Here is a 13,108-nt window from a genome sequence, read left to right on the forward strand (position 1 = left end):
GAAGGCATGACGATCCCGCACATCAGCTCCGGCGTGGTGCACGAGACCCCCGACGATCTTCGCGAGGTGTTTCTCTCCGACCCCGAGGCGCTGGCGAGGTGGGAAGACATCACCCCGCTCGCGCGCAACGAGTGGATCTGCTGGGTCGAGTCCGTGAAGAAGCCCGAGACGCGGCGCAAGCACGTGGAGCGTGCCCGCGAAGACCTGAAGGCGGGCAAGCGGCGGCCCTGCTGCTGGCCGGGCTGCCCGCATCGGGAGCGGACGGGGCGTCCTTAAGGCGCGCGCCCTCCCGGATCGTTCAGGCCGCGTTGGCCCAAAGCCTCCGGAAGGCGCCCCGATAGTCCGGCTGGAGGAAACTCGCCGGCTCGTCGAACACCATGGTCGCCCGGGTCTCGGCGTCGTAGGGCGTCCACCGGGGGAGCTTGCTGGTGTTCGGATCTCCCGTGGCGGCCAGGGCGACGATCGCCGAGGACAGTTCGTCGGTCAGTCTGGCGCTGATTGGGTTCGCCCCCTGAAGCGCGCCCCGCACTTCCCGTGAACTCGGCCCCACGTCGACGCCGTGCGTCGCGCCATAGCGGCCGCCCCAGGCCGGGCTCGCCGCCTTCCAGAGGTAGACGTAGGCCGGAGCCCGTCCCAGCGCGGCCTTGCGCTCGGCCATGGCGAAGCTCGCGCCCCGCCCCATGTCACTGATGATCCGGGACTGGATCAGATAGGGCGACGCCCGCGGGTCCTCCTGGCGGTAGAGGTCCAGCACCTCGGCCGCGCGCGTGCCGACGCGGGGCGTCAGCATCTTGGTCACGCCCTCCCACGTCTCGTCGAAGTTCCGCTGCCGGTAGGTCCGCTCGTCGAGCGTGGTCGAGACGATCATCGGCACGTCGCCGCTGATCGCCGGAGCATCCGGGTCGAACGGATGGCGGGGCATGGCCTCGCCGTCCAGCACGGGCGTGAACGAGTTCGGCGCCTCGCCGCGCGCCCGCTGGGCCGCCTCCATGTCCGCCTGGGCGGACAGCAGATCGTGGAACGGCATGGCCTGCAGCTTCCGCATGTCACCGCCGCCGAGGGTCAGGCTCTTCAGCAACGCGTCCGCCGTCGCCTTGGCGCGCTCGCGCGGAGCCACCCGCAGCATCGCGCCGCTCATCTGCACAGCGCGGTGGAACAGTCCCTTCGCCGACGGCATGGCCATCAGGCCGCTGACTTTCGCCCCGCCCCCCGATTGGCCGATGATCAGCACGCGGGCCGGGTCGCCCCCGAAGGCTTCGATATTGCGGTTCACCCACCGCAGCGCGGCGACCAGGTCCAGCATCCCGGCCATGCCGCTCTGGGCGAATTGGGCCGGCGCGCCGCTGTCCGCCACGTGCAGGAAGCCGAACGCGCTGAGGCGATGGTTCACGCTGACCACCACGCAGTCACCATGTCGCGCCTGCATCTCGCCGTCCATGCCCGGCGAGTTGCTGGAGCCGCCATAGAAGCCGCCCCCGTGGAAGCGGACGATCACCGGCTTCTTCGCGGTGCGCGACAGCTCAGGCGTCCAGACGTTCAGGTTCAGGCAGTCCTCGCCCATGCCGCCGGGCTGGTAGTCCAGGAAGATCAGGTTGGCGTAGTCGCTTCGCCGGTCGCCCGGCATCTGCGGGCAGACGTTGCCGTAGTCCAGTGCGTCGCGGACCCCCGCCCAGGGCTTCACGGCTTGGGGCGGCAGGAAGCGGTTCCTGCCGGACGTGTCGGCGCCGTAGGGCACGCCCTTGAACACCTTGATCCCGCCCGACGCGAGGCCGCGCAGCTTGCCTTCCGCCGTCTCGACGATCGGGAAGATGTCGGTCGTCGCCGCCCGCGCGGTTCCGGCCAGGAGCAACGTCGCGCCAGCCCCGCCGAGGATCGCCCGACGGTTCGCCATGATGTTCATCGGAAAGGCTCCTAGCTGCCGCCGCGCACGGCGGGGAAACGCGCCATGAAGAGGCGTTCTTCGCGGAAGGGATCGTTCGCCACCGTTGGCGGCGTGTCGAACAGCATCACGGGCCGGGTCGCGACGTCATAGGTGGGCCATCTCGGCAGGCCCGCGTGGTTTGGGTCGCCCTTGCGTGCGAAGGCCAGCCAGGCGTTGGCCATGGCCTCGGTCATCGCCCGCGTCTGCGCCGTCTCGGGTCCGGTCAGGTGCGGCGCGCGCGCGACGTTGTCGAACATGAAGGGCAGGTCGATCGTGTGTTCGGAGAACCGCCGGCCGCCCTGCACGGGCGAGCGCCAGGTGACCTGGTAGACCCAAGTGGGATTGGCGGCGCCGTTCTGCGCGTGGCGCTGCTCGGCCATCGTCGTGGCGTTGGTGATGTAGGCGCGCCAGGACGCGATCTTGAAGAACATCTCCGCCGTCGAGCCCGAGGGGGTCGAGGCCCGGAAGATACGCACCGCCTCGTCTGCCGCCTCGGGAGGGATCGTCGTCGCCAGCCGCGCCTTCAGCGCCGCCTCGTCCATGGCGAAGATCGCGGGGTCGCGGCCCAGCTGGTTCGACAGCTCCGTCTGCGTCGTCCCCAGCATCAGGGGAACCTTCGCGGTCTGCCTCGGCGCGTTGGGCAGCCAGGGATCGGCCTTGAAGGACACCCCGTCGATCACCGGCTCGAACCGATACCCGGCGGCGGCGATGACCCGGCGCTGCGTCGCGCCGAGCAGCTCGTGGGGGACCGACTGCAGCTTCCGCGCATCCGCCGGCGCGATGTCCAGCTCCTTCAGTAACGCAGAGGTCAGGGCCCGCGCCTGCTCCGGCGTATGGACCCGCAGGTGCGATCCGGACTGAACGATTCCCTTGTGGAAGAGGCCGTTGGCTTCGGCGCCCGCGTAGCAGACGCTGACCTTCCGCCCACCGCCAGACTGCCCATAGATGGTGACGTTGCCCGGATCGCCGCCGAAGGCCGCTATGTTCTCCCGCACCCACCTCATCGCCGCGACGAGGTCGAGATAGCCGACGTTTCCGGACTGCACGAACTCCGCGCCCAGGTAGTCGGACAGGTCGCAGAAGCCGCAGACGTTCAGGCGGTGATTGATCGTCACGACCACCACGTCGCCGCGCCTGGCCATGTTGCTGCCGTCATAGAGCCCGCTGGCCCCCGTCCCCGCCTCGAACCCGCCGCCGTGGAACCACAGCATGACCGGCCAGCGCGCCGCGCGGCTCGCCCCCGGCGTCCACACGTTGATGCGCAGGCAATCCTCGCTGATCGGCCCCGGCGTGGTCAGGATCGTCCGCGGCTGGGGAGCCTGGTCCCCGAAGTCGAAGGCGTCGCGCACGCCGGCGAACTTTTCGGGCGGCCGCGGGGGCATGAACCGGCCGGGCCCGGCGGTGTCGGCCCCATAGCGCATGCCCCTGAAGACCTCGACGCCGTTCTCCAGCCGGCCGCGATAGCGTCCCTCGGAGGTCTCGACGACCCGGCCCTCGACGCCCTGCGCCCGCGCACCCCCGGCGGCCAGCAGCATCGCCGCAGCGCCAACCAGGCCGCGGCGCGACAGTCTCCGCTCAAACATCTCGTTGCGCCCCGCCCCAATGCCTCGCTACGTCAATCGTACCGATTTTTCGAAACGCGGCAATAGTTGGTCCGGTATGGCGGCGGAGCGCCATTGCGCGGGTGTGACCGGCCGCGGCAGCCCCTTGCCTCGATCACGCCTTCCGCGCCCTCCAGGCTGTAACATCGGCGCGAACCGGCTAAGCTCGGAACGAAGCTGAACCCTGGACGCTCCTCCCTGACATGAAGTCGCTGCCCAACATCCTCACCGGCTCCCGCCTCGTGATGGCCCTGTTCATGTTCGTCGCCTTCGCGGCGGCGTCTGGAGCCGTGCCCTATTTCTCCGGCCGGCTGGAGCCTGACGCCCAGTTCGCGCTGCAGCGGTGGGCGGTCTACGCCTTCGTCCTGGCGGCAGTGACCGATTTCTTCGACGGCTGGCTGGCGCGCAAGCTGGACGCGGTCAGCGTCTGGGGCGCCATCCTCGATCCCATCGGCGACAAGGTGCTGGTCTGCGGCGCCATCCTCGGCCTGATGTCGCTGGGGCCCCAGCCGATGGTCGTCCTGCCGGCCGGCCTCATCCTGTTCCGCGAGTTCACGGTCAGCGCCCTGCGCGAGGTCGGCGCCGGCCGGGGCGTGAAGCTGCCCGTCACCCTGCTCGCCAAATGGAAGACCACGCTCCAGCTCACCGCCCTGGCGATGGAGCTGGTGGTGGCCGCCTGGGGCGCCTTCAGCCTCCCCGACGGCACGGCCTTCCGCGCCGGCTTCGAGGTCGCGGCCCACACCCTCTTCTGGATCGCGGCCGTGGTGACACTGATCACCGGCTTCCAGTACTGGGAACAGACCCGCAAGACCCTGGCCGCCCAGGAAGGCTGAGCCTCCTCAGCACTCCGCCAGGTTCACCGCCAGGCCGCCCAGCGAGGTCTCCTTGTAGATCGCGCTCATGTCCTCGCCGGTGCGCTTCATGGTGGCGATCACCTTGTCCAGGCTGACCGAGTGCTGGCCGTCGCCCAGCATGGCGAGACGGGCGGCGTCGATGGCCTTCACCGCGCCCATGGCGTTCCGCTCGATGCAGGGAATCTGCACCAGGCCGCCGATCGGGTCGCAAGTCAGGCCCAGGTTGTGCTCCATGGCGATCTCGGCGGCGTTCTCGATCTGGGCGTTGGTGGCCCCCAGCGCGGCGGCCAGGCCCGCGGCGGCCATGGAGCAGGCCACCCCCACCTCGCCCTGACACCCCACCTCCGCGCCCGAGATCGAGGCGTTGGTCTTGTAGAGCGCGCCGATCGCCCCCGCCGTCAGCAGGAAGGTGCGCCGCCCCTCGGGCGTGCCCCGATGGAAACGGTCGTAGTAGCGCAGCACCGCCGGCAGCAGGCCCGCCGCGCCGTTGGTCGGCGCCGTCACCACCCGGCCGCCGGCGGCGTTCTCCTCGTTCACCGCCAGGGCCCAGAGGTTCACCCAGTCCAGCGCCGCCAGCGGGTCGGCGATGCGCCGGTCCGCGTCCTCCACCAGGCTCTTCCAGATGCCGTGCGCCCGGCGCTGGACCTTCAGGCCGCCGGGCAGCACGCCCTCGGCGCGCATCCCGCGATCGATGCAGGCGAACATGGCGGCGGCGATCTCGTCCAGGCCCGCCGCGATCTCAGCTTCGCCGCGCACCGCCCGCTCATTGGCCGCCATCAGCGCCGCGATGGTCAGGCCGGCGCGCTCGGCCTGCTCCAGCAGCTCGGCCCCGGACTCGAACGGATAGGGCGCCGGCATGGCGCGCTCCGGCGGCGTGTTCCGGGCGATCTCACCCTCGTCGCGCACGAAGCCGCCGCCGATCGAGAAATAGACCCGCTCGGCCAGCAGTCCTCCGCGGTCGTCGAAGGCGCTGAAGCGCAGGGCGTTGGGATGCTCGGGCAGGCGCGTGCGCCCCTCCCAGACGATGTCCCGCGCCTCGTCGAAGGCGATCTCGTGCGCGCCGGCCAGCGCCAGCCGCCCGGATGCGCGGGCCTGGGCCACCACCGCGTCGGCCGCGTCGGGATCCAGCGTCCGCGGCGCGAACCCGGCCAGACCCAGGATCACCGCCCTGTCGGTGGCGTGCCCGCGCCCGGTGAGCGCCAGCGAGGCGTAGAGCGTGGTCTCCACCCGCGCGACCCGGGCCAGCCCCTCGCCCAATCGCCCCAGGAACCGTCCCGCCGCCGTCATCGGCCCCATGGTGTGCGAGCTGGACGGCCCGACGCCCAGCTTGAAGAGGTCGAAGACGCTGACGTTCATAGGCCGTGTGTGGACGGGTCCTTCGCGCGGTTCAAGGGCGGCGGGGATTGACCCAGATCAACCTGCGGTACGCGCATGGGAGATAAGAATTCAGTTGTGCTCCGGCGAACACGGGGAGGGCAGCGTGGAGACCAGCATGTCTATGGCGCGCAATGCACTGTTCGCCACCTGTGCGGCGTTGCTCGTGGTCGCCAGCCCGGCTTGGGCAGAGCCCCCGCCTCCACCGCAGCCGCCGCCCTTGCAGGCCTCAGAGACCTTCACGAACTTCGGTCAGCTCGACCAGTCGGATACGACCTGCAACTCGAACGGCTGTGGCGCCACCGCGCTCGTCAACGGCCTATGGTTCCTGCAGCAGCAGTATCCAAAGATCTTTGGGACCAGCCTCATCCCGCCGACCAAGCCAGGCGACGACATGGCCAACATGGCCGCCGTCGCCAACAAGCTCGCGGGCGCCGACTACATGAACACCCAGGACGCCACAGAGATCTCCTACTTCATCTACGGCAAGGACAAGTACCTCAACGAGGTCGCCAAGGGAAAAATCAAGATCGCCGTTCAGACTCAGGAACCGTGGAGCGGCCCGCCAGGAGCCGCGCCGTCCTATGTTCAGAACGTAGCGCCGACACCGATGTTCTTGCTGAAGGAATTGAAGAGCAACGAGGCCGTCGAGGTGCTGCTAGCCTACAAGGGGGGTGGCGGACACTACATCACCCTGACCGGCATCGACTATCAGCCCACGGCGAACGGCGGATCCGGCACATTGAGTTTCGTCGATCCGAGCCACCCGACCCTTCCGAACCGGGGGCCGAGCCAGCTCACGATCTACCAGAGCACAAAGGACGGGGTGATCTCCGGCGTCTACAAGCCGTTCGACACCACCGAATCGCACGAGTTCGACATCACCTTCGCCGCGGGCCAGTCTCCTACCCCAGAGCCCGCGACCTGGGCCCTGATGCTGGCGGGCTTCGGCGCGGTTGGCGTAACCTTGCGGCGGCGGGCTCGGATCAGCTCACCGGCGTGACCGTTCAGCCCGGCGCCTTCTCGAAGGCGGCCGTGATCTCCAGGCTCACCTCGTCGGAGACGGCTGGGACCGCATAGCCGAGGCCGAACTCGCTGCGCTTCAGCTTCGCGGTCGCCGAGAACCCAACGGTCTCGGCCTTCGACATCGGATTGGGGCCGGCCCCATAGAGGCGGGCGTCCAGCACCACCGGCCGGGTCACGCCGCGCAGGGTCAGGTCGCCCTTGATCGCGGCCTTGTCGCCGGTGACGGTCACGCTGCGCGACACGAAGCGGGCGGTGGGGAACTTGGCGGTGTCGAACAGGTCGGCGGTCGCCAGGTGCCCGGCGAACTGGGACGAGGTCACCGTCAGGCCCGACAACGGAATGTCGATCTGCACGCTTGCCGCCTCCGGCCGGGCGGGGTCGAGCCGCAGCTCGCCGCTCATCTGGCCGACCATCCCGTAGAGCCGCGACAGGCCCAGGTGGTCCACCGACCACAGCACCTGCGTGTGGTTCGGATCGACCTTGTAGGTCCCGGCCTGGATCGACCGGACCGCAGCCGGCGCGGCGGCGGGCGCCTGGGCGGCGGCGGAGGTGGCGACGAGGCCCAGGGCGATGGCGGCGGCGGCGAGCGTGGACGTGCGCAAGGAATGGACTCCAGGATGGCGGCGGGTCAGGCCTCGTCAGCTAAGCCCCCGCGTCGGCCCGCGGAAGCGCCGATCCCGAAATAGACTCCTGCCGGGGTGGAATGATCCCCAGCGTCGGCGTCGACGAGCGAAACAAGACACGACTTTGGAAGGGCTCAGCTCATCGGGTTCGGCGGAGGCGCAGCCTCCGGCAGCGGGATCCACTCGTCGTGGTCGGCGTCGGGCAGCTTCATGCGGCCGGCGCGCCAGTCCGCCTTGGCCTGCTCGATGCGGTCCTTCGACGAGGAGACGAAGTTCCATTCGATGAAGCGCGGCCCGACCGGCTCGCCGCCCAGCAGCATGACTATGGCGTCGGTGACGGCGGTGAAGACGACGGTGTCGCCCGGCGCGAACACCAGCATCTGGCCAGCGTGGAATTCGCGGCCGTCCACCTCGACGATCCCCTGGGCGACGTAGGCGGCGCGCTCGGGATACTCCGCCGGCAGGTCCGCGCGCCCGCCGGCCTTCAGCCGCCAGTGGCAATAGACCATGGGCGAATGGGTCTTCACGGCGGCCTCGGCGCCCCAGCCCTTGCCCGCGACCAGCCGCGCCCAGAGCTTGCCGTCGGGGCTCTCGTAGGTAGGCAGGTCGTTCGGCCCGTGGTGGGCGAAGGCCGGGTCGGTCTCCTCCAGCTCGGCCGGCAGGGCGACCCAGGCCTGGATGCCGTGCATCGTGCCGCCGCCCGACCGCAGGGTCTCGAAGCGCTCGGAGTGGGTGATGCCGCTGCCGGCGGTCATCCAGTTGACCTCGCCCGGCCGGATCGGCTGCGTCGCGCCGACGCTGTCGCGGTGGGTGATCTCGCCCTCGAACAGGTAGGTGACCGTCGAGATGCCGATGTGGGGGTGCGGGCGCACGTCGACGCTGCGCGGGAAGCCGGCCTGGAATTCGGCCGGCCCCATGTGGTCGAAGAACACGAAGGGCCCGATCATGCGCCGCTTCGCAAACGGCAGCACCCGCCCGACCTCGAAGCCCCCCAGATCCTTGCGCCGCTGGTCGATGACGAGGTCGATCATGGGTGGGCTCCCTTGGAGGAGCCCCTAGCTTTGCGCGCTCACATAGGGGCTGACCAGACCCAGCGGCGCGGCGGTGGTGTTCTTCACCGAGCGGATGACGATGCGGCTCTCGATGTTGGAGACCAGCCCCAGCGACAGGATCTTGTCGCGCAGGAAGTCGTCGAAGGCGTGCATGTCGCGGGTGACGATCCGCAGCTCGTAGTCCGCCGAGCCCGTGACCGTGGCGCACTGCACCACTTCCGGCAGCTTCACGATCACCTGTTCGAAGGCGTCGAGGTTGTCCTTGGTCGGCAGGCTGAGTTTGACGGTGCAGTAGACCTCGAAACCCAGGCCCAGCCGCTCGCGGTCCAGGATGGTCACCCGGCGCTGGATCACGCCCGCGTCCTCCAGGCGTTTTATGCGCCGCCAGCACGGACTCGACGACAATCCGACCCGGTCGGCGATCTCCGCCACGGACAAGCCGGCGTCGTGCTGGATCAAATCAAGGATCTTGGCATCGACGGCGTCGAGGACCTCGGACAACATTTCCTCCTGTTATCGACACGAGAGCATAGTGTTCTTGCCCCGGAACCGCTGGCCGGGGGCATGCTTTTGGCAAGCAATTGCGGCGGTCTTATATGATCTTGCGTAGCGTTAGGGGAGGCCCGAAAGGATAAAAATTGCGATGCGCCACCAGGAAGTGACGCTCGACGACAAATTTCTGCTCACAGAAGGCCGGGTCTTCATCACCGGGGTGCAGACGCTCCTCCGGGTGGCAATGGACCAGCGCCGCCTGGATAAGGCGGCGGGCCTCAACACGGCGGGATTCATCTCGGGTTACCGCGGCTCGCCCCTGGGCGGTCTCGACCAGCAGGCCGCGCGCGCGGGCAAGTTCCTCAAGGACGCAGAAGTCGTCTTCAAGGAGGGGCTGAACGAGGACCTGGCGGCCACGGCCGTCTGGGGCAGCCAGCAGGCGAACCTGTTCCCCGGCGCGCGCTACGACGGCGTGTTCGGCATGTGGTACGGCAAGGCTCCGGGCGTGGACCGAACCGGCGACGCCTTCAAGCACGCCAATTTCGCCGGGGTCTTCCCCAAGGGCGGCGTGCTGGCCGTGGCCGGCGACGACCACTCCTGCAAGTCCTCCACCCTGCCCTCGCAGTCGGAATACGCCTTCCAGGACTTCGAGATGCCGGTGCTGTCGCCGGCCGACGTGCAGGAGGTGCTGGACTACGGCCTGCTGGGCTATGCCCTCAGCCGCTTCTCGGGCCTCTGGGTCGGGCTGATAGCCCTGGCCGACACCATGGACTCGGGCGCGACCATCGACGTCTCGCTCTCGCGCCACCAGTTCGTGACGCCCGAGAACTTCCGCATTCCCGCCGGCGGCCTCGGCATCCGCCTGAAGGACCAGCCGCTCGACAAGGAACGGCGCCTCCGGACCCAGAAGATCCCCGCCGCCCTAGCCTTCGCCCGCGCCAACCGCATCGACCGCGTGATGCTGGGCGCCGCGCGCCCGCGCCTGGGCATCGTCTGCCAGGGCCAGGCCTACAAGGACGTGATCGAAGCCCTGTCGGCCATGGGGATCACGCCGGCCGAGGCCGCCGGCCTGGGCGTCGCCATCTACAAGGTCGGGATGCCCTGGCCGCTGGAGCCGACCGGCATCCGCGCCTTCGCCGCCGGCCTCGAGACGCTCATGGTCATCGAGCACAAGCGGCCGCTGATCGAGACCCAGGCCCGCGCCGCGCTCTACGACCTGCCCGCCCATGCGCGTCCGACGATCATCGGCAAGACCGACGAGAAGGGCGGCCCGCTGCTGTCCGAGCTCACGTCGCTGTCGGTGGCCGAGATCGCCCTGGCCATCGCCGACCGGCTGCCCGCCGGCGGCCACATGGACCGGGTCTACGACTACCTGAACCGCGTCTCGGCCGCCTCCATGGCCGCCGTCACCCTCTCCAGCGACCAGCAACGCAAGCCGTTCTTCTGCTCGGGCTGCCCGCACAACACCTCGACCCGCCTGCCGGAAGGCAGCCGGGCGCTGGCCGGCATCGGCTGCCACTACATGGCCAGCTTCAACGATCCGAACACCGACCTCACCAGCCACATGGGCGGTGAGGGCCTGACCTGGGTCGGCGCCGCGCCGTTCACCACCGAGCCGCACGTCTTCGTCAATCTCGGCGACGGCACCTACAACCACTCGGGCTCGCTCGCGGTCCGCGCCTCGGTCGCGGCGAAGTCCAACATCACCTACAAGCTGCTGTTCAACGACGCGGTGGCCATGACTGGCGGCCAGCGGGCCGAGAGCGGCTTCACCGTGCCCCAGATCACCCGCCAGCTCGCGGCCGAGGGCGTCGAGAAGGTCGTCATCGTCGCCGCCGAACCCGAGCGGTACCAGGGCGTCACCGGCCTCGCGCCCGGCGTCGAGGTGTTCCCCCGGACAGACCTGATGAAGGTGCAGCGCGAGCTGCGGCAGGTCCCCGGGACGACGGTCCTCATCTACGACCAGGTCTGCGCCACCGAGAAGCGCCGCCGGCGCAAGCGCGGCAAGATGGCCGCCGCCCCGATGCGGGTGATGATCAACCCGCTGGTCTGCGAGGGCTGCGGCGACTGTTCGGCCAAGTCGCACTGCGTGTCGGTCGAGCCACTGAACACCGAGTTCGGCCGAAAGCGAAAGATCAACCAGTCGACCTGCAACCAGGACTACTCGTGCCTGGACGGCTTCTGCCCATCGTTCGTCACCCTCGAGGGCGCCGAGAACGCCCACCGGGAGAAGTCGCCGGCGCTCACCGCCGACGCGACCCCGCTGCCCGAGTTTGAGGCGTTGCACGGCGTCCGCAACATCGTCTTCACCGGCGTCGGCGGCACGGGCGTCACCACGGTCGCCTCGATCCTGGCCATGGCCGCCCACGTGGACGGCCGCGCGGCATCGGTGGTCGACATGACGGGCCTGGCGCAGAAGGGCGGCGCGGTGTTCAGCCACGTGCGGATCGGCGAGACCGAGGCCACGATCGTCGGCGGCCGCGTGCCCGCCGCCAGCGCCAACGTCCTGATCGCCTGCGACCTGCTCTCGGCCGCGGGCGCCGACGCCCTGGCGCTCTACGCCAAGGACCGGACGGTCGCGGTCGGCAACGCCGACTTCGCCCCCACCGCCGACTTCGTGACGGATCGCGACGTACGCTTCGACGCGGACGAACAGGGCCGGCGGATCGCGGGTGCGGTGAAGTCCTACGACGCCGCCCCGGCCAGCCACCTGGCCGAGACCAGCCTGGGCGACGCCATCTACGCCAACATGATCATGCTGGGCTTCGCCTGGCAGAAGGGCGTGGTCCCCGTCTCCAGCCGGGCGCTCTACCGGGCGATCCGCCTGAACGGCGTGGAGGCCGAGGCGAACCTGCAGGCCTTCGAGCTCGGCCGGAAGGCGGCCTTCGATCCCTCGTTCCGCGGCAAGCGCGAGGACGACGTCCCGACGCCCCAGACCCTGCCGCTGGACGAGCTGATCGCCCATCGCGTGAAGGAGCTGACCGCCTACCAGGACGCCGCCTATGCGAGCCGCTACCTGGCGCAGGTGGAGAAGGTCCGCGCGGCCGAGGCGCCGCTGGGCTCCGAGGCCCTGACCCGCGCCGTGGCGGTCAGCCTCTACAAGCTGATGGCCTACAAGGACGAGTACGAGGTCGCGCGCCTCTACAGCGACGGCCGCTTCGCCAGCTATCGGGCGGAGACCTTCAAGGGCGGCAAGGCCAAGGTCTGGCTCGCGCCGCCGCTGCTGGCCCGCAAGGGGCCGGACGGCAAGCCGAGGAAGATGGCCTTCTCGCCCTGGATGCTGGATTTGGCGTTCCCGACGCTGGCGAAGCTGAAGGGCCTGCGCGGCGGCCCGCTCGACGTCTTCGGCATGACCGCCGAGCGGAAGATGGAGCGCCAGCTCGTCCGCGACTTCGAGGTCCAGGTCGACCGCCTGGCCGCCGGCCTCACCCCAGGGCGCCTGCCGCTGGCGGTCCAGATCGCCGAGGTCCCCCAGGCCATCCGCGGCTTCGGCCACGTGAAGGAGGCCTCGGTCGGCCCGGCGAAGGCCACCGCCCGGCGCCTCTGGAGCGAATGGGAGGCGAAGGCCTGACCCGCGCCCCCAGGCCCGCTCCAGCCCCCACCCGGCATCCGCAGGATGTCCGAGCCCTCTGGTGGCTCCTGCACGGCGAACGCCTGCGGGCCGCCGCTGGCCTCGGGCTCGGCGTCGCCGTCATCGCGGGCGTGGCCCTGCTCGCGGCGTGGTCGCGTGGCGGCGGAACGGTCACCGGCCAGGTCGTGCGTTTCGGCCTGCGGGAGACGGATCTAGGCAGCGTCCCCGTCGCGGTCGTCCAGCTCGCAGACCGCCTCACCACGGTCGAGCTCGCCCGCACCCACAACTGCCGCATCGGCGACAGCATCACCCTCCACCGCCGAAGTCAGGGCGTCCTTGGCCGTTACACCCGCCCCTGTACGCCGCCCCCGACCCACTGAGCCGCGCGACCTCGCGCCTGGGTTCCCGCTCCGAAGGGCAGATCAGGCGCCTCTCCAGGCACCCCCCCACCGCAACGGCGCACACCCTCACCTCCCCCGCGAAGCGGCGGGAGCAACCATGTTTCAGGTGGCCGGGTGAGCGAGCCAGGGTTGGCCGCGGCTGAGGATGAGGTTGGCGGCTTCGATGAGCTTTCGCATGACGGCGACGGTGACG

At 69.9% G+C, this 13,108-nt stretch carries 11 protein-coding genes; 5 read left to right on the top strand and 6 right to left on the bottom strand.

Annotated elements, in window-relative coordinates; all coding sequences use genetic code 11:
* Positions 1-6 precede the first annotated feature (6 nt).
* Positions 7-276 carry a YdeI/OmpD-associated family protein gene (locus DJ019_RS18590; RefSeq protein ID WP_111277858.1) on the top strand — a complete coding sequence of 90 codons (270 nt, stop codon included), beginning with the start codon at positions 7-9 and terminating at the stop codon, positions 274-276.
* A gap of 22 nt (positions 277-298) precedes the next feature.
* Here the strand turns inward: DJ019_RS18590 and DJ019_RS18595 are convergent, their stop codons facing one another.
* Together DJ019_RS18595 and DJ019_RS18600 are read right to left on the bottom strand one after the other, a co-directional pair.
* The gene (locus DJ019_RS18595) at positions 299-1,900 is read right to left on the bottom strand and encodes a carboxylesterase/lipase family protein (protein ID WP_240606541.1); all 1,602 of its coding nucleotides are present in this window, start codon (positions 1,898-1,900) and stop codon (positions 299-301) included.
* Between the two features lie 11 nt (positions 1,901-1,911).
* A complete protein-coding gene (locus DJ019_RS18600; RefSeq protein ID WP_111277860.1) occupies positions 1,912-3,504 on the bottom strand; it encodes a carboxylesterase/lipase family protein in 1,593 nt (530 codons plus the stop codon).
* Positions 3,505-3,725: 221 nt separating this feature from the next.
* On the opposite strand from DJ019_RS18600, the gene pgsA reads away from it, so the two are divergent.
* Positions 3,726-4,355 (top strand): CDP-diacylglycerol--glycerol-3-phosphate 3-phosphatidyltransferase, encoded by a 630-nt coding sequence (pgsA, locus tag DJ019_RS18605; protein ID WP_111277862.1) that lies wholly within the window; start codon positions 3,726-3,728, stop codon positions 4,353-4,355.
* 6 nt (positions 4,356-4,361) lie between these two features.
* Here the strand turns inward: pgsA and DJ019_RS18610 are convergent, their stop codons facing one another.
* The gene (locus DJ019_RS18610; RefSeq protein ID WP_111277864.1) at positions 4,362-5,732 is read right to left on the bottom strand and encodes an L-serine ammonia-lyase; all 1,371 of its coding nucleotides are present in this window, start codon (positions 5,730-5,732) and stop codon (positions 4,362-4,364) included.
* Between the two features lie 136 nt (positions 5,733-5,868).
* Between DJ019_RS18610 and DJ019_RS21270 the strand changes: the two genes are divergently transcribed.
* Complete coding sequence (locus tag DJ019_RS21270) at positions 5,869-6,753, top strand: PEPxxWA-CTERM sorting domain-containing protein (RefSeq protein ID WP_205854206.1); 885 nt, start codon at positions 5,869-5,871, stop codon at positions 6,751-6,753.
* 4 nt (positions 6,754-6,757) lie between these two features.
* Here DJ019_RS21270 and DJ019_RS18620 read toward each other — a convergent pair whose 3' ends face one another.
* The 3 genes from DJ019_RS18620 to DJ019_RS18630 form a co-directional block, all read right to left on the bottom strand.
* Positions 6,758-7,378 (bottom strand): YceI family protein, encoded by a 621-nt coding sequence (locus DJ019_RS18620; RefSeq protein WP_111277866.1) that lies wholly within the window; start codon positions 7,376-7,378, stop codon positions 6,758-6,760.
* Between the two features lie 155 nt (positions 7,379-7,533).
* Entirely contained in the window at positions 7,534-8,430 is an 897-nt protein-coding gene (locus DJ019_RS18625) for a pirin family protein (protein WP_111277868.1), read from the bottom strand.
* 24 nt (positions 8,431-8,454) lie between these two features.
* Entirely contained in the window at positions 8,455-8,952 is a 498-nt protein-coding gene (locus tag DJ019_RS18630) for an Lrp/AsnC family transcriptional regulator (protein ID WP_111277893.1), read from the bottom strand.
* A gap of 142 nt (positions 8,953-9,094) precedes the next feature.
* Here DJ019_RS18630 and DJ019_RS18635 point away from each other — a divergent pair, with 142 nt between their 5' ends.
* Both DJ019_RS18635 and DJ019_RS18640 read left to right on the top strand, forming a co-directional pair.
* Positions 9,095-12,514 (top strand): indolepyruvate ferredoxin oxidoreductase family protein, encoded by a 3,420-nt coding sequence (locus DJ019_RS18635; protein ID WP_111277870.1) that lies wholly within the window; start codon positions 9,095-9,097, stop codon positions 12,512-12,514.
* Positions 12,496-12,894 carry a hypothetical protein gene (locus DJ019_RS18640; RefSeq protein WP_111277872.1) on the top strand — a complete coding sequence of 133 codons (399 nt, stop codon included), beginning with the start codon at positions 12,496-12,498 and terminating at the stop codon, positions 12,892-12,894. Before DJ019_RS18635 ends, DJ019_RS18640 begins: the two co-directional genes overlap by 19 nt.
* Positions 12,895-13,108 lie beyond the last annotated feature (214 nt).

The organism is Phenylobacterium kunshanense (assembly GCF_003254525.1).
Classification (GTDB): domain Bacteria; phylum Pseudomonadota; class Alphaproteobacteria; order Caulobacterales; family Caulobacteraceae; genus Phenylobacterium; species Phenylobacterium kunshanense.

What these genes read in the sequence shown, in the direction of transcription:
- pgsA (WP_111277862.1), top strand. Translation starts at nt 3,726, where the DNA reads ATGAAGTCGCTGCCCAACATCCTCACCGGCTCCCGCCTCGTGATGGCC.
- DJ019_RS18625 (WP_111277868.1), bottom strand. Translation starts at nt 8,430, where the DNA reads ATGATCGACCTCGTCATCGACCAGCGGCGCAAGGATCTGGGGGGCTTC.
- DJ019_RS18635 (WP_111277870.1), top strand. Translation starts at nt 9,095, where the DNA reads ATGCGCCACCAGGAAGTGACGCTCGACGACAAATTTCTGCTCACAGAA.
- DJ019_RS18590 (WP_111277858.1), top strand. Translation starts at nt 7, where the DNA reads ATGACGATCCCGCACATCAGCTCCGGCGTGGTGCACGAGACCCCCGAC.
- DJ019_RS21270 (WP_205854206.1), top strand. Translation starts at nt 5,869, where the DNA reads ATGTCTATGGCGCGCAATGCACTGTTCGCCACCTGTGCGGCGTTGCTC.
- DJ019_RS18610 (WP_111277864.1), bottom strand. Translation starts at nt 5,732, where the DNA reads ATGAACGTCAGCGTCTTCGACCTCTTCAAGCTGGGCGTCGGGCCGTCC.
- DJ019_RS18640 (WP_111277872.1), top strand. Translation starts at nt 12,496, where the DNA reads ATGGGAGGCGAAGGCCTGACCCGCGCCCCCAGGCCCGCTCCAGCCCCC.
- DJ019_RS18595 (WP_240606541.1), bottom strand. Translation starts at nt 1,900, where the DNA reads ATGAACATCATGGCGAACCGTCGGGCGATCCTCGGCGGGGCTGGCGCG.
- DJ019_RS18600 (WP_111277860.1), bottom strand. Translation starts at nt 3,504, where the DNA reads ATGTTTGAGCGGAGACTGTCGCGCCGCGGCCTGGTTGGCGCTGCGGCG.